The 24,913-nt window shown below is 62.1% G+C and carries 15 protein-coding genes and 1 pseudogene; 5 read left to right on the forward strand and 11 right to left on the reverse strand.

Going from position 1 to position 24,913, the window contains the following annotated elements; translation table 11 throughout:
- Positions 1-47: 47 nt before the first annotated feature.
- Together Thiowin_RS19130 and Thiowin_RS19135 are read right to left on the reverse strand one after the other, a co-directional pair.
- Complete coding sequence (locus Thiowin_RS19130) at positions 48-3,359, reverse strand: EAL domain-containing protein (RefSeq protein ID WP_328984554.1); 3,312 nt, start codon at positions 3,357-3,359, stop codon at positions 48-50.
- Positions 3,360-3,487: 128 nt separating this feature from the next.
- Positions 3,488-4,045, reverse strand: coding sequence for a hypothetical protein (locus Thiowin_RS19135; protein ID WP_328984555.1), 558 nt, complete (start codon positions 4,043-4,045; stop codon positions 3,488-3,490).
- 149 nt (positions 4,046-4,194) lie between these two features.
- Between Thiowin_RS19135 and Thiowin_RS19140 the strand changes: the two genes are divergently transcribed.
- On the forward strand, positions 4,195-6,015 hold the full coding sequence (locus Thiowin_RS19140; protein ID WP_328984556.1) for a hypothetical protein: 1,821 nt from the start codon (positions 4,195-4,197) through the stop codon (positions 6,013-6,015).
- On the forward strand, positions 6,012-9,518 hold the full coding sequence (locus tag Thiowin_RS19145; RefSeq protein WP_328984557.1) for a DEAD/DEAH box helicase: 3,507 nt from the start codon (positions 6,012-6,014) through the stop codon (positions 9,516-9,518). Before Thiowin_RS19140 ends, Thiowin_RS19145 begins: the two co-directional genes overlap by 4 nt.
- Positions 9,519-9,544: 26 nt before the next feature.
- On the opposite strand, the gene Thiowin_RS19150 is transcribed toward Thiowin_RS19145, so the two are convergent.
- Together Thiowin_RS19150 and Thiowin_RS19155 are read right to left on the reverse strand one after the other, a co-directional pair.
- Entirely contained in the window at positions 9,545-11,311 is a 1,767-nt protein-coding gene (locus Thiowin_RS19150) for a sensor domain-containing diguanylate cyclase (protein ID WP_328984558.1), read from the reverse strand.
- Positions 11,312-11,338: 27 nt separating this feature from the next.
- Positions 11,339-12,163 (reverse strand): hypothetical protein, encoded by an 825-nt coding sequence (locus Thiowin_RS19155; RefSeq protein WP_328984559.1) that lies wholly within the window; start codon positions 12,161-12,163, stop codon positions 11,339-11,341.
- Positions 12,164-12,589: 426 nt separating this feature from the next.
- Between Thiowin_RS19155 and Thiowin_RS25455 the strand changes: the two are divergent.
- A pseudogene (locus Thiowin_RS25455) lies at positions 12,590-12,877 on the forward strand (helicase-related protein); the annotation flags it as partial.
- Between the two features lie 166 nt (positions 12,878-13,043).
- Here the strand turns inward: Thiowin_RS25455 and Thiowin_RS19165 are convergent.
- Genes Thiowin_RS19165 through Thiowin_RS19175 form a run of 3 tightly spaced genes read right to left on the reverse strand, consistent with a single transcriptional unit; the run spans position 13,044 to position 16,125 of the window.
- The gene (locus tag Thiowin_RS19165) at positions 13,044-13,802 is read right to left on the reverse strand and encodes a L,D-transpeptidase family protein (protein ID WP_328984561.1); all 759 of its coding nucleotides are present in this window, start codon (positions 13,800-13,802) and stop codon (positions 13,044-13,046) included.
- A 49-nt stretch (positions 13,803-13,851) separates the two neighbouring features.
- Complete coding sequence (locus tag Thiowin_RS19170) at positions 13,852-14,595, reverse strand: TSUP family transporter (RefSeq protein WP_328984562.1); 744 nt, start codon at positions 14,593-14,595, stop codon at positions 13,852-13,854.
- A 48-nt stretch (positions 14,596-14,643) separates the two neighbouring features.
- Positions 14,644-16,125, reverse strand: a complete 1,482-nt coding sequence (locus Thiowin_RS19175; protein ID WP_328984564.1) for a phosphomannomutase — start codon at positions 16,123-16,125, stop codon at positions 14,644-14,646.
- A 374-nt stretch (positions 16,126-16,499) separates the two neighbouring features.
- On the opposite strand from Thiowin_RS19175, the gene Thiowin_RS19180 reads away from it, so the two are divergent.
- Entirely contained in the window at positions 16,500-17,339 is an 840-nt protein-coding gene (locus tag Thiowin_RS19180; protein ID WP_328984565.1) for a hypothetical protein, read from the forward strand.
- A 117-nt stretch (positions 17,340-17,456) separates the two neighbouring features.
- Here the strand turns inward: Thiowin_RS19180 and hrpA are convergent, their stop codons facing one another.
- Positions 17,457-21,530, reverse strand: coding sequence for an ATP-dependent RNA helicase HrpA (gene hrpA, locus Thiowin_RS19185; RefSeq protein ID WP_328984567.1), 4,074 nt, complete (start codon positions 21,528-21,530; stop codon positions 17,457-17,459).
- A gap of 264 nt (positions 21,531-21,794) precedes the next feature.
- On the opposite strand from hrpA, the gene Thiowin_RS19190 reads away from it, so the two are divergent.
- On the forward strand, positions 21,795-23,045 hold the full coding sequence (locus Thiowin_RS19190; protein ID WP_328984568.1) for a trypsin-like serine protease: 1,251 nt from the start codon (positions 21,795-21,797) through the stop codon (positions 23,043-23,045).
- A gap of 19 nt (positions 23,046-23,064) precedes the next feature.
- On the opposite strand, the gene nifM is transcribed toward Thiowin_RS19190, so the two are convergent.
- The 3 genes from nifM to nifW are packed head-to-tail and all read right to left on the reverse strand — an operon-like array spanning position 23,065 to position 24,834.
- A complete protein-coding gene (nifM, locus tag Thiowin_RS19195) occupies positions 23,065-23,976 on the reverse strand; it encodes a nitrogen fixation protein NifM (RefSeq protein ID WP_328984569.1) in 912 nt (303 codons plus the stop codon).
- The gene (locus Thiowin_RS19200) at positions 23,973-24,479 is read right to left on the reverse strand and encodes a nitrogen fixation protein NifZ (RefSeq protein WP_328984570.1); all 507 of its coding nucleotides are present in this window, start codon (positions 24,477-24,479) and stop codon (positions 23,973-23,975) included. The genes nifM and Thiowin_RS19200 overlap by 4 nt, the downstream gene beginning before the upstream one ends.
- Positions 24,463-24,834 (reverse strand): nitrogenase-stabilizing/protective protein NifW, encoded by a 372-nt coding sequence (gene nifW, locus Thiowin_RS19205; protein WP_328984571.1) that lies wholly within the window; start codon positions 24,832-24,834, stop codon positions 24,463-24,465. Before nifW ends, Thiowin_RS19200 begins: the two co-directional genes overlap by 17 nt.
- Positions 24,835-24,913 lie beyond the last annotated feature (79 nt).

Below are 24,913 nucleotides of genomic sequence, written 5' to 3' on the forward strand. Positions count from 1 at the left end.
ACGCGGCACAACCACAGCCAAGAGCCCCTGACGCGGCCAACACCTAATCAATTGGTACGACTCAGCGCCTCGAACAAGGCGTAGCAAAAACGCGCGTCCTGACTGGCCTCCAGCAGCGAGAGGGTACGCTTCTGCCAGTCCATGAAATCAATGTCCGCGGCAAGGGCGAAGTCCATGTTCCAAAACCCCATCGACCAGTCGTTGAACAGCCGGCGGTGTGCATAGCCGCGAATGATCACGCTGGGTTTCTGGTGGCGCGGATCGCTGGCAATGCGCTCCATCAGCGTATCGACGATGTCACGCTGCCCCTCGAGCAGTTGCATGAAGTAACCCGCCTGGTAGATTAAAAACCCGGTCACACCAATCTCGCGATTGTTGCGGCGCGAAACCTCAAGCAAGGCATTCAGCTGCGCCTCGCTCATCTCATCACGCGCGCGGCTGACATAGACCACATAGTAAAGCTTCGCCTCGGCCGCCTCCGCGCCGCGCTCATGGGTCAGCGCCTCGCACAGCGCCTGCTCCGGCATCGGCCGGTAGAGATGAAACCCCTGCACCCACTGGCATCGCAGAGCTTGCAATTCAAAGAGTTGGGCGTCGTTTTCTACCCCTTCGGCGATCAACCCTTTGTTCAGCGCCTTTCCCATCTTAATGATGGCGCTCACAATCAGGCGCGCATCGGCATGTTTGTCAATGCCATCGATGAACTCGCGGTCGATTTTGATCATGGACACCGGCAACCGCAGCAGTTGCAGCAGGGACGAATAGCCAGTGCCAAAATCATCGACAGCCACCCGCAGACCAAGATCGGCCAGCGCGCGCAGGACGCGCAGATTCTTCTCCACATCCGCGAACAGCGAGGTCTCGGTCAGCTCCAGCACCAGGCCGTTCGGATCGGCCCCGGTCTGCTCGATGATGGCCGCAAAGTCGCGCACGATACGCTCATCATTTAATTGCACCGTCGAGAGATTGACCGACAGATAAGGCGACTGACCGTCATTACGCTGGTGCAGTCGGGCCTGGGTCGCGCAGGCCTGCTCGAACACCCAGCGCCCAATGGGCAAAATGGCGCCGGATTGCTCGGCGATGGGAATGAAAACCGCCGGCGAGACGGGGCCATCCGGCGACTGCCAGCGCAGCAGCGCCTCGGCCCCCTGAATGCGACCGCTCTGGGTGGCCAGGATGGGCTGAAACACCAAGTGCAGTTCCTCGCGCTCAATAGCCTGGCGGAGCCCGTTGACGATATCCAGCCGCTTGCGCGCCTGCGCGGTCAGGTCGGTGGAGAAGCGGCGCCAGGAATCGCGTCCCTGCTCCTTGCTCACGTACATGGCGGCATCGGCATCGCGCAGCATCTGCTCAACCGTGCTCGACCCGCCCTGGCCCAGGGTCAGCCCGATACTCGCGGTGCAGACCAACTCGCGCCCTTCCAGGGCAATGGGCAGGCGCAAGGCGTCATTGATGCGCTCGGCCAGATGCTCAATGCTTTCGATGCGCTCGACCTGCTCGCACAGCACCACGAATTCGTCACCGCCCAGCCGCCCGACCGTGTCACCCGCGCGGACATGTTCGAGCAGAATATTGGCAACTCTGATCAGCAGGCGATCACCGGCATCATGGCCATAGGTATCGTTGATCAGCTTGAAATGATCGAGGTCGATGAACAGCAGCGCGATGCACTGCCGGCTACGCTCCGAGCGCTCCAGCGCATGCTCTAGCCGCTCGCGAATCAGCGCCCGATTGGGCAGCCGGGTGAGCGGATCATGGGTCGCGCGCCAGGTCAGTTCCTGCTCGGCTTGGCGTTTGACGGTAATGTCGCGCAAGGTCGCGACCAAAACCGTTCGTTCGGCATCGCGGAACTTGCTGATGGCCGCCTCGGCGGGAAAGGGCGTCCCGTCCTTGCGGTAACCTGATATTTCGCCTTGATGCCCCATGGGCATTTCCAGGGCGGCGCTTTGCTCGAACTCGCGCAGCGCCGCCGCATGATGTTGGCGCTGATGGGGCGGCAGCAGCAGATGGACGCTCAGGCCGATGAACTCCTCGGGCTGATAGCCGAACATGCGGCAAGCGCCCAGGTTGGCCTGCAGGATGACACCCTCGACATCGGTCGCGATCACGGCGACATCGGCAAGATCAAGAATGCGCCGAAACAGGCCGTCGATGGTGCCGGTGCTGCCGGCGGCTGGTAATTCTTGCAGTTTGAGCGGTGCTTGCGTTTCGCTGTGCAGCCCTCTGCGCGGCTCCACTCGATAGCGCGCCGGAATCTCCGGGGCGATGCGCCCGAAGCGTTCGATGATCTCGAAAGTGCCATTGAGTCGGCAGCGAGCAAGATAGCTGTTGACCTCGGCATGATGGCTGTGTGGGTCCATGCGCACCAGACCCTGACAGGACTCCACCGCGCCCTGCTCCAGAGCCGCCACCACGGCCTCTGGTTCGGTGGTACCCGCCTGCTCGACGGCCTGGGCATAGGCGCGCACGCAGCAATAGGTTCCCTCGCCAAAATTGGTCAGCACGCCACGACCGCCGGGCCACAGATCATCGACCTGCGAATGAGCGCGCAATCGTTGCAGATAGCGCTGATTGACTTTGGTATTGACCTCCATGAAATAGGTGTTACTCGAGTAGAGGCCAACACGCACTTGTGGCTCGAGGAAACGCACCATGGCTTCATCATAATGCCCCATCACCACCGCCATCTTGCGCTTCAGCCCGCGCTTGGCGAAGCGATTGAGCAACTCAATCTGATCCCTGCCGGCGAAATAGGGCACGAACACATCCGCGCCGGAGCAGGCCACATCCTCGAGCAGGGCTTCCAGCGGCTCCGCCGGTGAACCAAGCGGCAAATAGACCTCGCCAACCACTTCCCCGCCCAACGCGCGCAGGGAACGCTTGGCCGCGTCGATTGAACCGCGCGGCCACTCATAGTTGTTGCCGGCAAAAAACATCTTGGAGCCGAAACGCTCGGCCATGTAGGGGATCATGCGCGCGATCTGCTGATTGGGTAGCGCGGCATAGTGGAAGAAATAGCGGTTGGAAATGCTGCCTTCGTAGAAGGAAAAATTCAGATAGGGCAACCGCCTCGGGGCGGCCACCCGATCTGCCACCGCGATGCGTGAGTTACTGAGCAGGTTGCCAATGATGACCTCGCAGCAATGGGTGTCGATCAGGCGCTCGGCTGCCGCGACCGCGGTATCCGGCATGCTGCCATCGTCTTCGATGATCAACTTCAGCTCGCACCCCAGCAGGCCGCCGGATTCGTTGATTTCGGCCACGGCAATTTGTCCGGCCCAGGAAATCTCCGGCCCGTAGAGTTCGACCAGACCTGTCAGTGGCGGCATCAGGCCAACACGAATAGGATGCGTCATTATGTGCTTACTTGCCTATATCCCCAAAAACCTAGGATTCCCCGCGCTCGCCGCCGGAAATTTCGATGAAACTTTCGCCAAACTCACCTCGACTTGTTCAAGTCCTGGGCTTACCGCGAATCTAAGGCTCAATGCCGGGAGTCAAAATTTTTGATCACCGTCTTGGCTAGGATGCTGGCCTGCTCCAAGCTCGTTTGCGGGTTTCCGGAAGCCACCATGATGCTAAAATAAAGATCTCCGTGTAGCACATGCAGCCCGGCTCCCAAGGTGAGCCCGGAACCTCCCCAAAGGGCTTTGTCTCCAATTCCCGCAACCGCCCGGGCTCCTTCCAGGAAGGACATATTGTTGCTGTAAAGCCCCTCGGCTGTCATCTGCTTACTCTTCAACGCCGGGTTCTCCGAGTCGGTGAGCTGCAGCTGAACAAAACGAGGCTTCAAGCCTTGATCGGGCAGGCTGAAAAAGCAGATGCTTTGCCCCAGCGGATTTGGCGCTTGGGTCTCAACCTCCTCTACCTGGAGGCCAGTGACCTCGGCCACCCGCGCCTTGCCGAGAACATCGCAGGCGTGAGTCTCGGCTGCCAGCGCGGACGTGCAAGCCGCCAGCAGACAAGGAAGGACACCAAGAACAATAGTTAATACGCTGGTCATCGTGCACTCCAGAAATGCGCCTGATTTAAAATCCGCCATCCGCGACCAGGCTCGCTCCAGCCATGGGTCCGCGGAGGCTCCACTTATCCTCTCAACAGCATCCTCTCGCCAGCTGTCACAGCAGCCGCCGGGGTAACACCCCGGCACCGAGAGAAACGAAACCACCCGATAGCACCCCCGATACGACCATGACGCTTAAAGAAGTTCTTAACTCTTGCACCGTCAACGAACTCAAACTCCTGCGCATCCATCTGCCCAACGCCGCTGGCCTCTACCGTAAGGGCGACATGGTCGAGGCAATCAACCGGCATTTGCTCTCCGATGGGCTGGCAACGACAGTCGAACGGCTTGAGGACCTGGAACGCCTCGCGGTGGCCGAGGCGGTGCACAATTGGCAAGGCCGGTTTGACGGAGTCGGCTTCAAGGCCAAGTACGGTCGTCTGCCAGGGCACTTTACCCGCTCCCGCCACACTTACGTTAGACCGCGTTCGGAACCCGAGCCAAAGGCCGCGCCGAGCGCGCTCCAAATCCTATTCTTCGGCCGGCACATCCCGCCAGACCTCGCCACCCGTCTGGCGGCCCTGATTCCGCCACCGGCGCCCCTGATCATCGACACCCTGGACGATGACCAACTCCCGAAGACCATCGATCGCGGCGCGAAAAACGACCATGTTAGGCTGCGTCGCGCCGAGACCGAGCCCAGAGTGCGCCTGGAACTGCCCGCCGTGCTGCGGCTGGTGGCGGCGGGCAAGGTGGCGGTGGGCGCCAAGACTGGTTTGCCCAGTGCCGCCACCATCGGCCGCATCGAGGCCCTGCTGCTCGAGGGCGACTGGTACAGCGCCGAGGACGACGAGGAGGGCCCGCGCTATGCCGGCGGCTCCATCCGCCCGATTCGCCCCTTCGCCTGGCCACTGCTGTTGCAGGCCGGAGGACTGGCGAAAATCGATGGCGGCAAGCTGGCTCTGACCCCGCGCGGCAAAAAAGCCCTGTCCCAACCCCTGCATGAGGTGGTCGAGCAGCTGTTCGAGCGCTGGCAGACCAAGGGCACGCCGGATGAGCTACGCCGGGTGGATTTGATCAAAGGCCAGACCGCCAAGGGGGTCAAGCTCTCGCCGCCAGCGGAGCGACGCGAGGTCATCGCCGATGCGCTGCACGCCGGCTGTCCGCTCGGCCGCTGGGTGGCGGTGGATGATCTGTTCCGCCTGATGAAAGTCGAGCATCATCGCTTCGAGGTCGCCGGCAACCCATGGAAGCTGTATTTTTGCGACGCCAATTACGGCAGCCTGGGCTATGACGGCGGCGATGCCTTCGAGATCCTTGAGGCGCGCTACACCCTGGTTTATCTGTTCGAATACCTGGCCACCCTGGGCCTGATCGATATTGCCTATACCCTGCCCTACGAGGCCCGCGGTGGCTATCACGGGCTCTGGGGCACGGATGAGTTCTCCTTCCTCAGCCGCTACGATGGGCTGACCTACCTGCGCCTGAACGACCTCGGCGCCTACTGTCTAGGGCTGACCAAGGAGTACAACCCGCGTCTGCCCGAGCGTTCCGCCCTGCTGAGCGTCGCGTCCGACCTGAGCCTGCACCTGCTGCGCCCACCCGAGCCGGACGAACGACTGGCGCTGGAGCAGATCGCCCGGGAGGACAAAGCCAAACATTGGCACCTGGACGCCGATGCCATTCTGAACCAGAACGTCAATGCCGAGGAACGCGAGCGCATCCGCGCCTTTCTGCTCGGCGCGCTTGAGGGCGAACCGCCGCCGGAGCTGACCGACTGGTTCGCGAGCCTGGATGAACGCGCCACGGCGCTGATCGACGCCGGTGCCGCGCGGCTGATTCAATGCCGCAATGCCGCCCTGGCCAATCTGCTCGGCAGCGATCCGGCCACGGCCGCGCAGTGCCACCGCGCCGGGGAGCGGCTAATCTGTGTGCCGGAGAAGAAGCTCGCCGCCTTCCGCAAGGGGCTTGCAAAGCTCAACCTGGTGCTGCCCGAACTCAAACCATGAAGGAATTCATCGACCTGCAAATCGCCGCCGTGGGTGACCCCGATGCCGCGCTCGCGCTGCTTGAGACCCCGACCAGCCAGCTCGATCCGCTGCTCGCCAAGTTGCCGGACAATGAGGCACTAACCGCCAAAGGGGTACTCGACTTCCTGCGCGGCGACTACAGCCAAGCGCTCGCCGACTTCGAGGCCGCCATGCAGGCGGTGCGCAAGGCGAGCCGCAAGCGCAATGTCATGCTGCCAAATCTGGCCGGGGTGTTCCATCTGCTATGCCTGTTGCAACGGAGCAACGCCGAGGACATGATCCAGGCGCGCGCGCAGATCAAGATAGCGCTGCGCAGTGCTGAGCTCGACTTTCTTCAGTCCGGCTACCGCATGCTCGGCGAACTCATCGATGTCTTGGCAGGACAAAGCCAGTCCCCCGAAGGCTATTATCTCAACACCACCACCACCCTAGACCCGATGGCGCAGCTGTTCAGGAACCTGGCATTGCATTGGCTTGGCGAGCGTCCCACGGTCAATTGCCAAGCCGCGCTGGCGCGTCTGGCGGATACAGCACTCACACACGAGCAACCCTGGTTCGCCAGGGAGGCCGTCGCGCTGCTCAGGGCCTTTAACTTCGACTGCCCCATGCCGGCGCTTGATCCCGCGCCGCGCGGATTTGTCACCATCACCGAGCTGCTGCAACCCAAACCGAGCTGGGAACGGGCGCTGGAGGCACTCTCAGGGCTCAAGGCCAGCCCGCGCGGCGGCCAGGACAGCCAAGCCCAAGCGGACCTCCGGCTCATCTGGCTGCTCGGCCTGCACAACAACTGGACCACGCTGGAACCGCGCGAACAAAAGCGCACCAAGGGCGGCGCTTGGACCCGGGGCCGCGCGGTCGCGCTCAAGCGCCTGGCCGAGGAAGGGGAAAAGATGCCGCATCTCAGCGCCCAGGACAAAGCCATCATCGCCTGCATTGTGCGCGAGGAGGGCTATGGCTACTACGGTCATACCACCTACGATCTGGATCCCGAACGCGCCCTGCTCGCCGCCGTGGGTCATCCGCTGGTGTTCACCAGTCTCGATGACAGCACCCCGGTCGAACTGGTCCGCGCCGCGCCAACCATGAAAGTGACCAAGTGCCGTGATGACATTCTGGTCTCCATCCTGCCGTTCCCGCGGGCCGTTATTCGCGCGCTGGCCATCAAGGAGGGCGCGCGCCGGGTGCGCGTCATTGAATTCCTGCCCGAGCATAAACAGATCGGCGCCATCCTGGGTGATCACGGACTCAGCGTACCCAAGGGCCAGGAAAAACGCCTGCTGAAAAGCCTGGCCGCCGTGGCGCCCATGCTGACCATCCACTCGGATATCGGCGATGTCGCCGGCAGCGAGGCAGCCGAGACGGTACCGGCCGACACGCGCGCACACCTGCACCTGAAACCCGTCGAGGATGGCCTGAGCCTGGAGGTGTTCCTGCACCCCTTCGGCGACGCCGGCGGGCCGCAACTGCGCCCCGGCGAGGGCAGCGCCAATCTGTTCGCCGAGATCGGCGGCCGCACCCTGCGCTGCGCGCGCAAACTCAAGGACGAACGCCGCGGCGCCAACGACCTCATTACCCGCTGCCCGACGCTGGAAGCCGAAAGAACCGGCAGCGCCGCCTGGAGCTGGCAACTCGCCGACCCGGAAACCGCCCTGAGCGCGCTCGAGGAACTCCACGCCCTCGGCGATGCCGTGGTGCTCGACTGGCCGAAGGGTAAGCGCATTGGCCTCACCCCCGCCGCCGGCCTGAAGCAACTGCGCGCCAAAGTCACCAGCCAGCAGGACTGGCTCGACCTCGGCGGTGGCCTGCATCTGCCCGACGGGCGGGTCATGGAACTGCGCGAGTTGCTGGCCGCCCTGACCGACAGCCGTTTCGTGCGCCTGGGCGAGCGCGACTTCCTGACGCTCAGCGAGGCGCTGCAAAAACGGCTGCAGGGACTGCGCGGCCTGACCGATGGCGGGCGCTTCCATCCGCTGGCCGCGCCAGCCATCGCCGAGCTGATCGACGGCATGGAAGTGGAGGAATCGAAAGACTGGGAACAACGCCTGGCGCGGCTGACCGAGGCACGCGAGTTGGAGCCGAAAATCCCCTCCACCCTGCAAGCCGAGCTGCGCGAGTACCAGATCGACGGCTACCGCTGGCTGGCGCGCCTGGCGCACTGGGGCGCCGGCGCCTGTCTGGCCGATGACATGGGCCTGGGCAAAACCGTGCAGGCACTGGCGCTAATCCTCTCACGCGCGCCCGAGGGACCGACCCTGGTGCTGGCGCCCACCTCGGTGTGCGGCAACTGGCTGGATGAAGCCAGCCGCTTCGCCCCCACGCTCACTCCCAAGCGCTTCGGGCCCGGTGATCGCGCCGCCATGCTGGCGCAGGCCGGGCCTTTCGATCTCATCGTGGTCAGCTACGGCCTGCTGCAAAGCGAGGGTGAACGCCTGGCGGAAGTGCCGTGGCAGACCATCGTCGCCGACGAGGCCCAAGCCTTCAAGAACGCCAACACCCAGCGCTCCAAGGCCATGATGCAGCTCAAGGGCGCCTTTCGCATCATCACCACCGGTACGCCGATTGAGAACCATCTCGGCGAGCTGTGGAACCTGTTCCGCTTCATCAATCCAGGCTTGCTCGGCTCGCTCGAATCCTTCAACCGGCGCTTCGCCAACCCCATCGAACAGCACCAGGACCGCGACGCCCGCGCCCGTCTGCGCCAGTTGCTGCGGCCCTTTATCCTTAGGCGCCTGAAAAGCGAGGTGTTAAGCGAACTGCCGCCACGCACCGAGATCACCCTGTCGGTGGAATTGAGCGACGGCGAAAAGGCGCTCTACGAGGCCGTGCGTCAGGAAGCCATCGACCGCCTCGCCACTGCGGAGGCCAGCGGTAATCCCGGTAAGCAACGCATGCAGTTGCTCGCCGAGATCATGCGCCTGCGCCGGGTCTGCTGCCATCCACGTCTTGCCCTACCTGACAGCCAGCTGCCCGGCAGCAAACTCGACGCCTTCGCCGAGATGGTCGAGGAACTGCTGGAAAACCGCCACAAGGCGCTGGTGTTCAGCCAGTTCGTCGATCACCTGACCATCATCCGCGAGCACCTCGACCAGCATGGTATCCGCTACCAATACCTCGACGGCAGCACCCCCGAAGCCAAGCGCCGCGAGGCCGTCAGCGCCTTCCAGGCCGGCGACGGCGATCTGTTCCTGATTAGCCTGCGTGCCGGCGGTTCGGGGCTGAACCTCACGGCGGCCGACTACGTGATCCACATGGACCCCTGGTGGAACCCGGCAGTCGAGGACCAGGCATCGGATCGCGCCCACCGCATCGGCCAGGAGCGCCCGGTGACCATCTACCGCCTGGTCGCCAAGGACAGCATCGAGGAACGCATCCTGAAGCTCCACGCCAACAAACGCGACCTCGCCGACGCCCTGCTCGAAGGCACCGACGACAGCAGCCGCCTGAGCTATGCCGAGATGCTGGCGCTGGTGCAACATGCCTGAGCGGCGCGGGCCGCTGGTTTTCATCATCAAGCCCCGGGGGCTCCCGGCTTTAAGCCTCTGCATGTGGGGGCCGCTTTGGGTGGGGCATCATTAACATAGGCCGCTTCGATTAGCTCAGCGCACTGGCCATGCAGCTCGTGATCGGACGGGCTTTTTTGGCTGAGCGGATCGGAGACAGGTGCGCTACATCGGCGATTTTTTCCCTCGCGCTTGGCTCGGTATAGCGCCTGGTCGGCACGCGCGATGGTCTCGGCGATGTCCCCATCCCGGCGCGAGACGAGGGTGACGCCGATACTAAGAGTAAACCGCAAGGGGGCGGCAACTGAGCTGCCAGCGACATCGTGGCGGATTTTCTCGGCCACATGCTCGGCGCCGGCGAGTTCGGTCGCTGGCAACAACAGCACGAACTCCTCGCCACCAAAGCGCACGATCAGATCACTCTGTCTGGTGTGCTGGCGAAGGATATCGACCAGAACGCGGATCACCCGATCACCGACATCGTGTCCGAATCTATCATTGATCAGCTTAAAATCATCAAGATCCATGATAGCAACGGCGACATCCTGATGTTCGCGCCTGGCCTGTGCCACCAGGCGGCTGGCGACTTCGTCGAGATGGCGACGATTAAAGGCGCCCGTCAAGGGGTCGGTATGGGCGATTTTTTCCAACTCCTGATTGGCACGTCTGAGCGCCTCCTCGGTGAGCTTGATCAACGTCAGATCGATGGCGGAGGTGATACGTGTGGGCTTGCCATCGATGACGGCGTCCTGACCTCTCACCAACATGGGGAACTGACTGCCGTCGCGTTTCATACCCAAGGTTTCATAGGGGGTTGTGTCCTGACGAGCGAGCTTGTCGAGCACCATGGCGACCGACTCCGGGGCGACGAAGGCGGTGGCCGGCAGACCCAGCGCCTCGTCAAGGGTGGCGAAGCCGAACAACGCCAGCCCGGAGTGATTGAGATCGACACAGCGACCGTCCTGGAAAATGCCGATCGACTCCAGCGCGTTCTGGAACAGATAGTGGAACTTGGTGGTGGAAGCCTGGAGTTCGCGGGTGCGCTGTTCGACCTTGTGCTCAAGACCCTGGTTGAGATCGGCGATGGTCTGATAGCTGCGTTGGATGTTGTCATGCATGTCATTGATGGCTTGCACAATGAAATCCAGTTCATCGTGGCTGCCAGGGCGGCGCTCAATCTGCAATCGCTGCCTGGAGAGCGGGTCGATCTGACGCGCGTAGATGCCAATCTGGTACAGGTGCCGGGTCACCATCCAGTGAAAGGCCAACAGGATGACAATGGAGATGATGAAGGTCTTGATGCCCTGGGTCACCAGGATAATCAGGCCGCGCTGGAACAGATTGTTGTAAACCTGATCCAGGCTGGCGACAATAATCAGCCGCCCCGGTTTGACGGCCTGACCAAAGTCGGTGGTGACCAGCGCGATCTCCCGGCGCATAACGCGGGTTTTTTGCCGGCGGCCTTCGGCGAGGATCAGCTCATCGTCCTGGCCGCGAATTTCAGCAAACACGATATCGGGAAAACGCAGGATGCCCTCGATCTGGCTGCTGAACTGTTTACGGTCGAAATTCCAGACACTGATGGCGATGGAGTCGCTGTAACTCCCTTGAATTTGGTCTAGGCGTTGCTCAATGAGTCCAAGGTCACCGCGATATTCGGTGTAGAGCTGCACCGCGACGGCCAGGCAGGTAATCAGCGAGCTGGTCAGCAGGATAGTGAACAGCAGGCGCACCGCGAGCGGTGAGCGGCGTGGTGAGAAGAAAAAGGACAACATCTTGGCAGCGCGCGGTCTGAATCTGCGTCAAGGGGACAGCTTCTCGATATCCTTGCGCGTTGGCAAATAGGGATCGCCGTATTCGCGCAGAAAGTAAGCGCTGTAAGGACGCGCCACCCGTTCCAGGGTGCCCGAGCGGATCATGCGACTGATCACCGCGCACAGCATGGCGTCGGTTGCATCGCCCTCGGCAGTGTTCGGCATAATGAACTTGGAACCAAAGATACGGAAGTCTTGCCGCGTAACCTCGGTCAGACCGGCTTGCTCGATCATCAAATCGATCTCGCGCGAAGCAAAGACCAGGCCATCGATGCGTTTAGCGGCGAGTTTCTCGACGCTGCACGGCAGGCATGTGGTGCCTTGGATCGGGAACTCAAAGAAAAGTTTGTGCCCAGCATCGGTTTCGATGCGGTAGTCAGCGAGCCGGGTCAGATCGAGCGGAGGACGGTCACGATGCCGATAGAGCGGAAAATGGCTCTTGGTCAAACTACAGGTGGAGCGTCGCAATCCGCGTGTCCGCAGTTCGTCCTCGTAGGGATCATTTTCAGCACCCCAGTCGGCGCTACCGACAATGGGAAAATGCAAATCCGCCAGGCCCTGGGCCACATTGTGGATCGAGCGTTCAAAGGGGTAAACCTCGATGTGGAGGTCGCCATCCGGGTATTCCGCGCCCATGGCCTTGATCACGTCGATGAGGATGCCGCGATCCTTGGTCTCGGCATACAGGGGCAGATAACCGACGTTGATACGGTAGTCGCGGGCGAACGCAGAACCGCTAAGGACACTGGTTAGGACAGCGGCCAAGACCACCAGGAGGCCGAAAATCAGTGCTGGTGCCTGTTGCCTGTTCATCCAGACTCGCCACGCGGGCAGCGCTTCAACCCAATAAGCCTGGCATTATAGTCGAAAGACCGGACATCGGTTTTGTCTCCAGCAACGCGATTACTGCTCGGCATACTGTCTTCCGCTGGCGCAGCGACGAACCATTCAGTGCCGCGTGTGTGGTATTCGACATTGGGGTGCAAGGCCAGCAGCCCGTTTCCTGCGTAATCTCAAGTCCTAGTCAACCGGCGGCAGAACGCCTTCGGTGCTCCAGTCAGGGATAGTCATCACGCTCATACGACTGACTCAATAGTTTGGACTCTTTTTTTCGTAAACTAGAAATTCAAGTTCGTCGCGAGTCGTGACCAGTAATAGGGCTATCACATCCATGGATCCTTCGTGTGAGCCTAAGGCTGAAAATGCGCGGAACGGACAAGATGTTTGCTCCAACTGGAGCGCGCCGGCGTCTCGGGGCTCAACCTCACCACCGCCGACTCTGTGATTCACATGGACCCCTGATGGAACCCAGCGGTCGAGGATCAAGCCTCGGATCGCGCCCACCGCATCGGCCAGGAGCGCCAGGTCACCATCTACCGCCTGGTCGCCAAGGACAGCATCGCGGAACGCATCCTCAAACTCCACGCTAACAAGCGCGATCCCGCCGACTCCCTGCTCGAAGGCACCGACGACAGCAGCCGTCTGAGCTACACCGAGATGCTGGCGCTGTTGCGCGAAAGCAGCTAAGGTCTGCAGCAGGCTGGTTTTTCCGCTGCCAGATCCCTCATCCAGCACCGAGGTCGCCGCCCTGCCCGGAGCGCTCATCGACTGGCCGGCGGCTGATAACTTTTGATCTCTAGATCAGCCCACCTCTCCGCAAGAAAACCAGGATCGCTCGCGCTAGCAGGCTTGCTCAGTAGTTTTCCCTGGTGCCGTACCTGACAATGGTAACTGGCGTTCCCGCCTTGAGCGAATAAGAAAAAAGCTTGTCCATGTCCTCATTAGACAAGGCGATGCAACCGAGAGTCCAGTCCATGCCCATGCCGCCATCGCCATGGATCTCAATATGACCGCCCGCCGTGGCGGTGGATTTGGCCAGGTTTTTGGCCTGCAAATCCCGCAGCTCATCCAAATCCGTCTGATTCGGATAATCCAGCAGATAGGCGCGGTAAAAACGTGTTTGACCACGATCCCTGGCCCAGGTTACCCGATAAACACCCTCCGGTGTCGCGCCATCCCCTTCCACAAATTTATCACTGATGGGATCGCGACCCAGATCGACTGGAAAAGAGGCCTCTTTCTCCCCGTCAATCCACAATTCCAGCGTACGCGCCAGCTTATCGACAATGATGACGGGTCTGTTCTCTGAGTGCTCAATGGCTTGGTCAATCCACGCACGATAGCGCTGCAATGCCTCATCGGAATAGCCATGGTCAGCGGGAATTCCGTAAAGATTCGCCGCACTGGAGTCCTCTCGAGCGCGATCGGGAAATCGCCCTGGAGCCTCTGCATCTTCGGGCGTGTCTGACAAAAAGGCCCGCAACTTGATGGATAACTGACCGATGAGCGCATAGATGTCCGCATGGATGTCCGCTTGAAAAACCTTCGCGGCACCCATCGCAACAATCCCTATTATCAACAGAACACCAAGGCGTTTTATGAATGTTTTCAATTCTTTCGCCTCGACAGCAGAGGCCTTGCAAGAATGGCGCTGCGCGCGATTAGATCAGCAGCTTGATCGAGATCACGAGAGACACCGCTACCAGCACCGGCCGCACCAGCCGAGCGCCGTGGCGCAGAACCAGATGGGCACCGAACCAACCGCCGAGCAGCTGACCACCCGCCATCAGCAGACCTAGCGCCCAGATCACATGCCCCCCAGCGGCAAAAACAAGCAGTGCCGCCAAATTGCTGGTGAAGTTGAGCAGCTTGGCATGGGCCGTGGCGCGGCGCAGATGATAGCCAAGCAAGGCGACATAGCCAGCGGCGAAAAAGGTGCCCGTACCGGGGCCAAAAAAGCCATCGTAAAAGCCGACGCCAAAACCGATCAACAAGGCAAAGCTGGTCGCGCCAAGGCGCTGGCGGGAGTCGATATCGGCCGCCCGGGGCGAGAGTCCAAAGTAGAGCGCGAAGCCAATGAGCAACAGCGGGATCAGCTGTTCAAGCAGATCGCTTGCCAGATGCTGCACCAGGAGCGCGCCGACGCCAGCACCGATGAAAGTCGCCAACACGGCACGCCAGGCTTGCAGGGGCTTGATCATGCCTTGACGGGCAAAATGCGCCGTGGCCGCGAAACTGCCGAAAACAGCCTGGGCCTTGTTGGTGGCCAGTGCCACGACCGGCGGCAACCCGACCCACAGCAGCGCCGGGATGGTCAGCAGTCCGCCACCGCCGGCAATGGCATCGATGGCACCACTGACCAACGCCAGGGCCACCAGCAGCGGTGCGACATCCAGCCATTCCATGGGCGTGTTTCGCGCTCGGATTCCGTCTGTTCTGTCAGTGCGGCACTCTCAGCGCCAGCTCTGCAGCACCCGCATGCACTGCCGATTCAACTCCCGCGCGCGCTCGGCGCTACCGGCCTCGGTATAGGCACGCAATTCCGGTGCATTGCCCGATGGGCGCAGATGCAGAATCTCCCCGTTGCTCAGGGTGGCACGCACGCCATCGGTATGTTCAATCGCGACCACGGGGGCGAAGACATCGCCAAAGGCGGCAGTAAAGGCCTGGCAATCGGCGGTTGGATCGCCGGTGTTGAAGGCGCCAAGTCGCTCGCGACTGAGCTCGACCGGAAAGTCCTTGATGCGGTCGCTGTCGGTAAAGCGCGGCGGAAGCCCGGCGCAGAGTTCAGCCAGGGAGAGACCCCGCGCCTTGGCATCGGCCAGCACGGCCACGGCAACGATGGCCGCGTCCCGGGTGGGCAGAGCAGGCAACAGACAGCCGTCGCGCTCGATATCAGAGGCTGTCAGAAAGCCGCCATTGGCCTCATAACCGACCACGGGGCGATACCCGTCATCGACCAGAGCCTGCATTCCGGCGATGACATAGGGCGAGCCGACGCGGGTGCGAGACACCTTGGAAAAAGCACCCAAGCGCTCGACCGCCGTGTTGCAGCTCACTGGAGTGGCAACGGCCGCGGCCCCCAGCGCCCGCGCGCACAGGATGCCGACCAGATCGCCGCGCAGCCAACGCCCGCTGGCATCGGCTAGCAGCGGGCGGTCGCCGTCGCCATCGGCCGAGACCAGGGCGTCGAAGTCACCCCTGGCGCACCAGTCACGGGCCAGATCCCAGTCTTCGCCACGGATAGCCTCGGTATCGACTGGCACGAAGGTGGCGGAAAAGCCAAGTCGGGTGACATCCGCACCCAGTCCGCTCAGAATCTCGAACAGCGGATCGCGTGCAACCGTGGAGTGCTCATACAGACCAATACGCAGACCAGCAAGGCAGCCGCTCGGGAAAAAATCCAAAAAGCGCCGCCGGTAGGCCGCGCGCGCGGCGTCGGACGGCGGCGGCAACGCGGGCGAAGCGGCGCGAAAACCTCCCTGTTCATTAAAAAGATCCGGCGGCGACTCCAGGTGCTGCCGCGCGATACCGGCCTCGTCGTCCTTGAGGATCTCCCCTGTTGGCAGATTAAATTTAATGCCATTGCGGTCCTCGGGAATATGGCTGCCGGTGACCATCATGCTGGGCATGCCGGCGGCGAAACTGTAAGTCGCCAGCGCCGGCGCCGGGATGCGCCCAAAATACCGCGGTTCGCAACCAGCATCGCGCACCGCTTGCGCACAGGCTGCCAGAATGCGCCCAGTGCTCTCGCGGTAATCGCCAGCCAGCGCCACGGCCCCTGCGCTCTCAAGGCTGCTGGTCTGGCTCAAGTAGCTGAGAAACCCGCGCGCATAGCTGTAACAGACCGCATCGGTCATGTCCTCCACACGCCCGCGCGCGCCGCTGGTGCCAAACTTCACCCCTGATGTGACCATTAAATCGCCAATCTGCATGTTTTGCATCCGCTCCCGATTGTTCACTGTCTCGCTCAGGGATCAGCACTCTGGCTGACCCGCCGCACTCCAGAGTGCGATCTTACCAACCGCGGAGCACTCGCGCCTGCCCATCACTGCCCGGCCATGACATCTGCAATTCCAATGAATGACTCAAGCGCGCTCGGGTTCTTGATTCAATACAAGGCGGAACCATGCTATGGTCTTGCGTGCCGGGTATCGGGCTGACGGCATCTGTCTCTGCAACCATCCCGTGCATTGGCGGCAAAGGCGGATCCGCGCGATCTCAGACAGCAACACCGATGCACCAGCGCCCGGCAACATAAACAGCTAAAGTAACCACCGAAACGAGAACCAACTGACGGAGTGACACAATGACCCGACCATCCACATCAATTCTAGTCGCAAGCATCGCTGCCGCGGTCTTGGGCCTGTCCCAAGGCGTTTTGGCCACCGACACCGCCGCGCCCGCGGCCGCTACCCCGCCGGCACCGCCCGCGCCGCCAACAGCGCCGCCTCCCATGGCTGCTCAAGAGTCCGTGGACGACATCATCGCCCGCATGGAAGCGCGCCACAAAAAGATGGCCGAGGAACGCGAGCATCGTTATGAGGAGCTGCGCAGCCGCGCCAGCGAGCTGGGCTTTGAAATGCCCGAGATGCCACCCTGGGAGCCGGGTGAAAGGCGCGGCATGCCCTCGCCGGATTATGCCCCCTGGATCACGCCAGAGGAGCGCGATGCCCTGCGCGAGAAACGCTGGGAAGAGACCCGCGCACGCGCCGCCGAGCATGGCATTGAACTCCCCGAGATGCCACCCTGGAAAGCGGCGGAAAAACGTCGCGAGGAAATGAAGGCACGCTTCGAGAAGTTCCGCGAAACCATGGATGCCCTGAGCGAGGAACAGCGCGAGGCCATTGAGAAAGTGATCGGCGAGATGCCGGACTTCGGTGACATGCCAGGCGCTGGCGCGCCACCGGCTTTACCCGGTCGCGGCATGGGTCCAGGTGCCAATCGTCCCAGCCCCGGCATGGGTCGCGGCTGGCACGGCCAAAAGCGCTGCATGCATCCTGGCCCGCGCTGCAACCATCCCCATCCGGGGTACGGCCCCATGGGCATGCCCATGGAAGACAGCGCTGGTGACATGATGGCACCAGCTGCCCCTCAAGCAACCGAGCAACCAGCAGCCGCACAACCGGCGCCCGCCGCGGCAAACTAAGCCACAGCGATCCGCCCGGAGTGATCCGGGCGGAATTTTTCGGCCTGCTGATGATCATTGCTCGTGCGCTGGACTTCGTGCATCAAGACACGCAGGACCAGGCAAGCGCATGTGGCATCACAAACCCAACTCGCGCCAGCGTGCCTTGAACCGCTTGATCGAGACCGGATAGGCCGTCCCCAGGGATTGGGCAAAGAAGGACACCCGCAGCTCCTCGAGCATCCAGCGGATTTCAGCCAGCCTTGCATCCTCGCGCCCCGCGTTCTTGGCGGCCTTCTGGCGCTCCTGGTATTGGTCCAACAGTGGTCTGAGGTCCACCAACAGCGCGCGGTCGCGCCCGGCGGCATGGAAGAGCTTCTCGGCACGCTGCCCCATGGCTTTCAGATAGCGCGGGTAGTGCTTGAGCTGGCTAAAGGGCACCTGCTGCAGAAATCCCCGAAACACCAGCCCATCAAGCTGTCCCTGCATGTCGCGGACCGACTCGAGCCAGTTGATTTGGGTCACGCCGGCCAGTTGCTTGCGCAGGTTTTGGTAACTGCCAAGAATCTCGGCGGCCAGGGCTTGGACCTCATTCGCGGTTGGGAACAGGCGCGGCTTGCCCCTGGCCAGGCATTGCTCAAACGCACTCTGGCTGCGCGGCCGCGGCTGATCCTCAAGAAAACTCAGATCCAGGATCAATGCGATCAGCTCGTCGGCCAGATCGGGGGGCCCTCCGCGCTGGGCTGTCGCGGCCACCGGCGCCTTGGCATACTGCAAGCGCATGCGATCAAGCCCAGGTAACTGCCGGCGCAGCGCGCGCATGTCGGCCGCCAACCGCAGCATGATCAGCCGCCGCAGTCCGGCGCGCATGGCCTGGTCCGCGCTGGTCTCGGAATCCAGCACCCGCAGCGCCACCGTCTTGCCCTCATCGACCAGCGCCGGATAACCGCGCAAGCGGATGCCACCGCGGTCCAGTTCCACCTGTTCAGGAACGTCACCGAAGTCCCAGCGCGTGAGTCCCTCGCGCTCCAGCCCAGCGCTGGGGATCGCGGCAAAGCGCGCGCCGCCGGCCTGTCCATGTTGGCGTTTGAGCGCGATCAGATCCCCGCTGGTTGCCAGGGCACGACCGTCCTGATCAATCAGCCGCACCTTCATGCGCAGATGCTCCGGGATGACGGATTCATCCCAGGCATCCTCGGGAATCACCTGGCCGGTCAGGGCCCTGACCTCTTCGCTCAGCGCCTGAATCAACGGCCGCTCGCTGGGTGACAGTCGCGCAACCAGCTTGGCGGCTGTCTCCGGGACGGGAACCAGCGCCTTGCGGATCGGCTTGGGCAGGCCACGCAGCAGGGCGGTGATGCGCTCTTCGAGCAGGCCAGGTACCAGCCATTCCAGACGCTCGGGCGCGATCTGGTTGATCAGCGGCAGCGGCAGCACCAAGGTGACGCCATCGGCCTGATGGCCAGGGTCAAAATGATAGTCCAGCGGCAATTCGGTGGCGCCGACGCGCAGAGCATCGGGAAAGGCCTCGGCGGTGATGCCGGCGGCCTCCCGGTTGTAGTCAGGGCGCATCACGTCCGTCAGACTCATGTGCAGCATCTTGGGCTGCTTTTTGAGCGCCTGGCGCAGCCAACGCTCGAATTGCGGTTTGGAGTAAATGCCGCTCGGCACGCGCTGATCATAGAAAGCATAAATCGCCTCCTCATCAACCAGAATATCGCGCCGGCGGGATTTGGCCTCCAAGTGACGCACGGACTCGATCAACTCGGCATTGTGGCGCCAGAAGGGCGCGCGGGTGTCGAAGTCGCCCTCGGTCAAGGCAAAGCGCAGGAAGATCTCGCGTGCCTCGGCCGGGTTGATGGGGCCATAGTTGACCCGCCGCCTGGGCACCAGGGTAAGCCCATAGAGGGTCACCTTCTCGAAGGCCGCGACCTGGCCCGCGCGCGCCTGCCAGTGCGGTTCGAAATAGCTGCGCTGGGTCAGATGGGCACCGGCGGTCTCGATCCAGGCCGGCTGGATTTTGGCGACGGTGCGCCCATAGTGCTTGGTCGTCTCCACCCGCTCGGCGACCAGAATCCATTTCGGCGTCTTCTGGCTCTCGCCCTGTGCCTGATTCCCACGCTGGCGTTTGGGCGCCAAGCCAGAACCGGGGTGAATGGCAAAGCGGCTGTTGCGCGCGCCCAAATACTCCCGCTGCTCGTCCTTGACACCGATATTGCTCAGCAACCCGGTCAGCAAGGCGCGATGGATTTCCTCATAGCTGCCCGCGGCCGCCTGATCCAAGGGGTCCGTCTGATTCTCAATCTCCCGCGCGGGAACCCCAGGCTCGTGTCGGGCAACCAAGCCCATTTCCCCGAGCTGCTCGCGCAACTGGGCGTGAATATCGCGCCATTCCTGCACGCGGGTCCAGGACAAAAAGTGCAGCCGGCACAGATTCTGGAACTTGCGTCGAGAGAGCTTGCGCCGCTCGGCCGCAAGAAAATTCCACAGATTCAGAAAGCCTAGAAAATCCGAGTCTTCATGGCGGAAGCTGGCATGGATTTCATCCGCCGCCTGCCGCTTGTCCAAGGGGCGTTCGCGCGGATCCTGCACGCTCAAGGCCGCCGCGATGATCAGTAGCTCGCGCAAACAGTGGTGCTCGGCGCCAGCAAGCAGCAGTCGCCCGATGCGCGGATCGACCGGCAGGCGCGCGAGCTGTTTGCCCAGCGGGGTGAGCCGACCCTCGGCATCAAGCGCGGCCAGCTCTTCGAGGGTGCGATATCCGTCGTTGATCAGCCGGCTATCGGGCGCGTCGATAAAGGGAAAATCTTCGATGGCGCCGAAGCCGAGTTGCTTCATCCGCAGGATGACAGCGGCCAGATTGGTGCGCTGAATCTCGGGCTCGGTGAACTCGGCGCGCGCCTGAAAGCTGTCCTCGTCGTAGAGCCGAATGCAGATGCCGTTGGCGATGCGCCCGCAACGCCCTTGGCGCTGATTGGCCGAGGCCCGCGAGATCCGCTCCACCGGCAGACGCTGAACCTTGGTGCGATGGCTGTAGCGGCTGATGCGCGCGAAGCCGGGATCGATCACATAGTGAATTCCGGGCACAGTGAGCGAAGTCTCGGCGACATTGGTCGCCAAGACCACCCGGCGGGTGCCGTGCGGCTGAAAGACGCGCGCCTGCTCGGCCGGGCCCTGGCGCGCGTAGAGCGGCAGAATCTCGGTTGCCGGCGGATGGTGCTTGCGCAGCGTCTCGGCTGTTTCGCGAATCTCACGCTCGCCGGAGAGAAACACCAGGACATCGCCACGCCCTTCCCTAGCCAGCTCGGCGACGGCCTCGGAGATGGCGGCCTGCATGGCCTCGTCGCGCTCACCCGCATGCTCCTCGGCCGGCGGACGGTAGCGCGTCTCCACCGGATAGGTGCGCCCGGAGATTTCGATGATGGGAGCCGGTGTGCCATCAGGATCGGCAAAATGGCGCGCGAACCGCCGCGGGTCGATGGTGGCCGAGGTGACAATGACTTTCAGCTCCGGGCGCCTGGGCAGCAGCTGCTTGAGCACCCCGAGCAGAAAATCGATGTTCAGACTGCGCTCATGCGCCTCGTCGATAATCAGAGTGTCGTACTCATTCAGCCAGCGATCCTGCTGAATCTCGGCCAACAGCATGCCATCAGTCAGTAGCTTGATACGCGTTTCCGGTCGCACCCGGTCATTGAAGCGCACCTTGTAGCCAACCAGGCCGCCCAGTTCCGTGCCCGGCCCTTTGCCTGACCCTGCACCCAACTCGGCGGCAATGCGACTGGCGAGCGAGCGTGCGGCAATGCGTCGCGGCTGCGTGTGGCCAATGCGCCCAAACAGCCCGCGCCCCAGCTCCAGACAGATTTTTGGTAACTGGGTGGATTTGCCGGAGCCGGTCTCGCCACAGAGCACAATCACCTGATGGTCTTCAATCAGCGCCGCGACCTCCTCGCGGCGCGCGCTCACCGGCAGATCCGGTGGGTAACCGACAATCGCCGGAGCAAGCTGACGGCGTTGCTCGACAACGGCTTGGGAACGCGACATAGCTTGCTGCAAATTGACGAGACCTTGCTCCAACGGGTCGCGCCCAAACTCTTGCCCGAGCGTCGACTTGAGCGTTCTCAGGTGTCGGCGCAGCCTGGGTCTGTCGCGCAGGAGGCAAGCCACCAAGTCAGCTTCGGTCGGAACATTCATCGGGAACCGGAGTCCATCCATAAAGGCTCTTGCGCTAAGAAAATGGCTCACTCCAACCTGCACGCATCACGCAGGCCAGCGCGAATAAACCCTCTATTATGCAACGCAAGCTTTGCCTGCCGTGAGTACTGCTTCGGACTTTCCAATATCAACTTGCACCAGCACACCGGCCAAGCGCAAAACGGGGGGCTTTCAAAGAAAATCCGTCTTACTGCACATCACAAAGCCTAATCCAGAGTTTAGAATGACGGAATCACACTTACTTTAAACCCTGTTTCCACCATTATGCGGCGAGTGGAGCAGAGAGTTCATACACGGAGATCCCAGTCGATGCCCACTACCGTTAATCCTCTCGGGGATGGTCAAAATTCTGCCAGACCCGGCCGCGGATTTGACGGCGTGGTCCGCATCAGCACCGGCAGCACTTACGGAACCGGCGTCCTCCTGTTCGATGGGCGGGCAGTGCTGACAGTCGCACACGTTTTAAGCGATACTAACACCACCGGACTCTCGGTCGCCTTCGACATCCTTGCCGGAACACAGAGCATCAAGGTCTCACGGATCGCGCTTCACCCTGACTACGACCGCGTCAATTCCAATCGGGATCTGGCATTGTTGTGGCTATCGGAACCGGCACCAATCAGCGCAGAACGCTATGATCTGTATCGTAATAATGACGAGATTGGCAAAATTTTCACCTTTATCGGGTATGGAGAGACAGGTACGGGAGACACAGGAGCGTTACCCCGACTGAATAGCGGCAATTCGCGGCTCAAAGCCGAGAATCGATTTGAAGCCGATGCCGCCGCTCTAACAACCGAACCCGGCGTTTCGATGCCCTGGCGCCCGATCCTCGGCGATCAATTAATTGCCGACTTTGACAACGGCCAGATTCGCAATGATGCCCTCGGTCAAATCATGGGCATCAGCGGACTTGGGCTCGGCGATCAGGAAGGCATGTTAGCCTCGGGAGACAGTGGCGGCCCTGCTTTTATCTCAGGCGATATAGCGGGCATCGCCAGTTACAACGCAAGACTGTCAAAAAACGGACTTAACCCGGATATCGATGTCTTTCTCAATAGCAGCTATGGCGAGCTGGGGGCCTGGACGCGTGTCAGCAGTCACCAGCAATGGATCGATCAGCAGTTACGCTCAAACCTGCCGAACGCGCCCACAACACCGGCGGAAGTGCGGCAAGTCATCACCGAGGGCAACGACGGCACCAGCCTGGCGTACTTCATGGTGTCCTTCAATGGGATGCGGGAGGATCCCGATGAAATCCTCAGCGTTGATTTCGCAACCCGAGATGGCACGGCCATGGCAGGCTCAGATTACCTGGCTGTGGATGGAACCCTGAATCTCTACCCAAACGAAAACCAAGCTGTCATCGCCGTCGAGGTTATCGGCGATCTGGTGGCCGAACCCGACGAGACCTTTCACCTGGACATTACCAACCCAATCGGTGGCGCCTTTCCCGGTGGAGCGATCATACTCACGGCAACACGGACCATTGTCGACGATGATGGCTGGGTCTAACTGCCGGCTATGGTGATCGCTAGGGCTCCGACCCGTCGCGTAATCGCGCGATCCAGGCTGTTTGCATCTCGCGCTGACAACGCTCGCTCAGCACTTGGCGGATGCGATCGCGTGCCTGCTCGAACGGGATGGTCTTGGCGGGGGTGATGGTCTCGCAGAACAACAGGTGGAAGCCGAGGGGGGATTCAAGCACACCGCTGACCTCGCCTTCTGTCATCGCAAAGAGGGCGGTATTGAGCGCCGGGTAGAGCTGCCCGACACTCAGGTTGCCGAGTTGCCCGTCCTGCAGCGCGCTTGGGCACTCGGAATGGCCGCGCGCGAGTTGGCCGAACGCCCTCGCATCACCTGGCTCGAGCTGCCTGGCCAGGGTCTCGATGCGCGCACGCGCGACAGCGCGGGAATTTTCGGCGAATTCCTCGTTGATGGTGATCAGCAGGTGGCGCGCCGCGCGGGTCTCGGGCCGGCGGAAGCGCTCGGCATGCAGCTGGTAGAAACGCTGTTCGTCGGCCTCGGTCACAGGCGCATGGCAGGCACCGACGGCGCGGATCACGGCATCGAAGCTGAGCTCACGTTGCAGGGCGCGACGCAGGGTCGGCGGATCCAGCCCATTCAACGCCAGTTCATCGCGGAATTCTGCCTCGTCGGCGTAACGCGAGCGCACGGTGGCCAGCGCCTGTTCGATGTGATCCTCGGGGATGCAAACACCCTGGGCTTCCGGCGCATTCAGCACCAGGGTCTCAAGAGCAAAGCTTTGCTCGGCGCGCGCATTGACTTGCGGCCATTGCTCGGCGCTCAGGGCGGCGAGTCCGCACGAGAACTGATCCGCCGCCGCGCGCAGCAGGTGGTAGCCATATTCCGCTGGTTGGCATGCTTGCCCGGCATTGTTCGCCAGGCCAATGACTGCTTGGGAATGGCGGGCCGGGGCACTCATGCGACTGGCCCCGATGGTGCGGACGGCGCGGAGATCCCATCATCGGCCATCCGCTCATCCGCGGGATCGACGGCTTCGAGCGCCGACTCCGGCACTTGCAGCAGATTGGCGCCCGGAAACTGCACATGGTAGCCGAGCAGGTCTCGCTCGCCGCGCAGCACCTTGACCACCTCTCCAACCGTGCCCTGTTCCACCAGCAGCCGCCCCCCACTGGCCAGGGTCAGGGTGGCGCGCACCCGATCACGGGTGTCGAAACGGCTCTCGACCCAGAAATCCTCCGCCGGCTGGAGTTCCTGCTCGCGGCAGCCAACGACCAGATCCTGGTCGACAAAATGGACGCTGTAGATGATTTGATCCTGCAGAAAGGTGCCAACATCGCGCACATAGCCGGTGCTGCCGCGCCGGATCAGCAGGGCACCGCGATCGCGACCGGGAAAGGTGCCGTCGTTGCGCAGGTGGCGGATGACCCGCACCTGATCGCCGTAGTCATAGGCTGGGCGCATGATGCAACTGACCCAAGAGCGAATCCAGACCCACGGTCACCGGCTGCTGTTGCTTAAACACCCGAAACACCTTCTCCGTGCGCGCATCCGAGCGCACGAAATCCTGATAGGCGCCTTCGAGCAGATCCCGGTGCAGGTCGAACCGCGCCTGTCTGTCCTCGGGCCTCTGCTTGGGCGCGCCCTCGGGCAGGCTCTCGACCTCGGCGAGATAATCATGAAAGCGCTGCAAAATATGCAAGCGATTCACCTGAACCACGGCAGGGTCAAAGCTGATACCAAAATAGGTCAGGAAATCCTCGGCGCTTTCGAGTTCGTCGAGATCCAATTCCTCGAGCGTCTGTGATGTGTCGGACATGGCGGCTAGCCTCTTGAGTTAATGGTCTGGATCGGGATCATGTTTTGGGTCTGGAGCCTAATTTTGGGTCTGGGTCTGA

The organism is Thiorhodovibrio winogradskyi (assembly GCF_036208045.1).
GTDB classification, from domain to species: domain Bacteria; phylum Pseudomonadota; class Gammaproteobacteria; order Chromatiales; family Chromatiaceae; genus Thiorhodovibrio; species Thiorhodovibrio winogradskyi.

Excerpts from the sequence above, each read along its gene's own strand:
- Thiowin_RS19130 (WP_328984554.1), bottom strand. The coding sequence starts at position 3,359 with ATGACGCATCCTATTCGTGTTGGCCTGATGCCGCCACTGACAGGTCTG.
- Thiowin_RS19135 (WP_328984555.1), bottom strand. The coding sequence starts at position 4,045 with ATGGCGGATTTTAAATCAGGCGCATTTCTGGAGTGCACGATGACCAGC.
- Thiowin_RS19140 (WP_328984556.1), top strand. The coding sequence starts at position 4,195 with ATGACGCTTAAAGAAGTTCTTAACTCTTGCACCGTCAACGAACTCAAA.
- Thiowin_RS19145 (WP_328984557.1), top strand. The coding sequence starts at position 6,012 with ATGAAGGAATTCATCGACCTGCAAATCGCCGCCGTGGGTGACCCCGAT.
- Thiowin_RS19150 (WP_328984558.1), bottom strand. The coding sequence starts at position 11,311 with ATGTTGTCCTTTTTCTTCTCACCACGCCGCTCACCGCTCGCGGTGCGC.
- Thiowin_RS19155 (WP_328984559.1), bottom strand. The coding sequence starts at position 12,163 with ATGAACAGGCAACAGGCACCAGCACTGATTTTCGGCCTCCTGGTGGTC.
- Thiowin_RS19170 (WP_328984562.1), bottom strand. The coding sequence starts at position 14,595 with ATGGAATGGCTGGATGTCGCACCGCTGCTGGTGGCCCTGGCGTTGGTC.
- Thiowin_RS19175 (WP_328984564.1), bottom strand. The coding sequence starts at position 16,125 with ATGCAGATTGGCGATTTAATGGTCACATCAGGGGTGAAGTTTGGCACC.
- Thiowin_RS19180 (WP_328984565.1), top strand. The coding sequence starts at position 16,500 with ATGACCCGACCATCCACATCAATTCTAGTCGCAAGCATCGCTGCCGCG.
- hrpA (WP_328984567.1), bottom strand. The coding sequence starts at position 21,530 with ATGGATGGACTCCGGTTCCCGATGAATGTTCCGACCGAAGCTGACTTG.
- Thiowin_RS19190 (WP_328984568.1), top strand. The coding sequence starts at position 21,795 with ATGCGGCGAGTGGAGCAGAGAGTTCATACACGGAGATCCCAGTCGATG.
- nifM (WP_328984569.1), bottom strand. The coding sequence starts at position 23,976 with ATGAGTGCCCCGGCCCGCCATTCCCAAGCAGTCATTGGCCTGGCGAAC.
- Thiowin_RS19200 (WP_328984570.1), bottom strand. The coding sequence starts at position 24,479 with ATGCGCCCAGCCTATGACTACGGCGATCAGGTGCGGGTCATCCGCCAC.
- nifW (WP_328984571.1), bottom strand. The coding sequence starts at position 24,834 with ATGTCCGACACATCACAGACGCTCGAGGAATTGGATCTCGACGAACTC.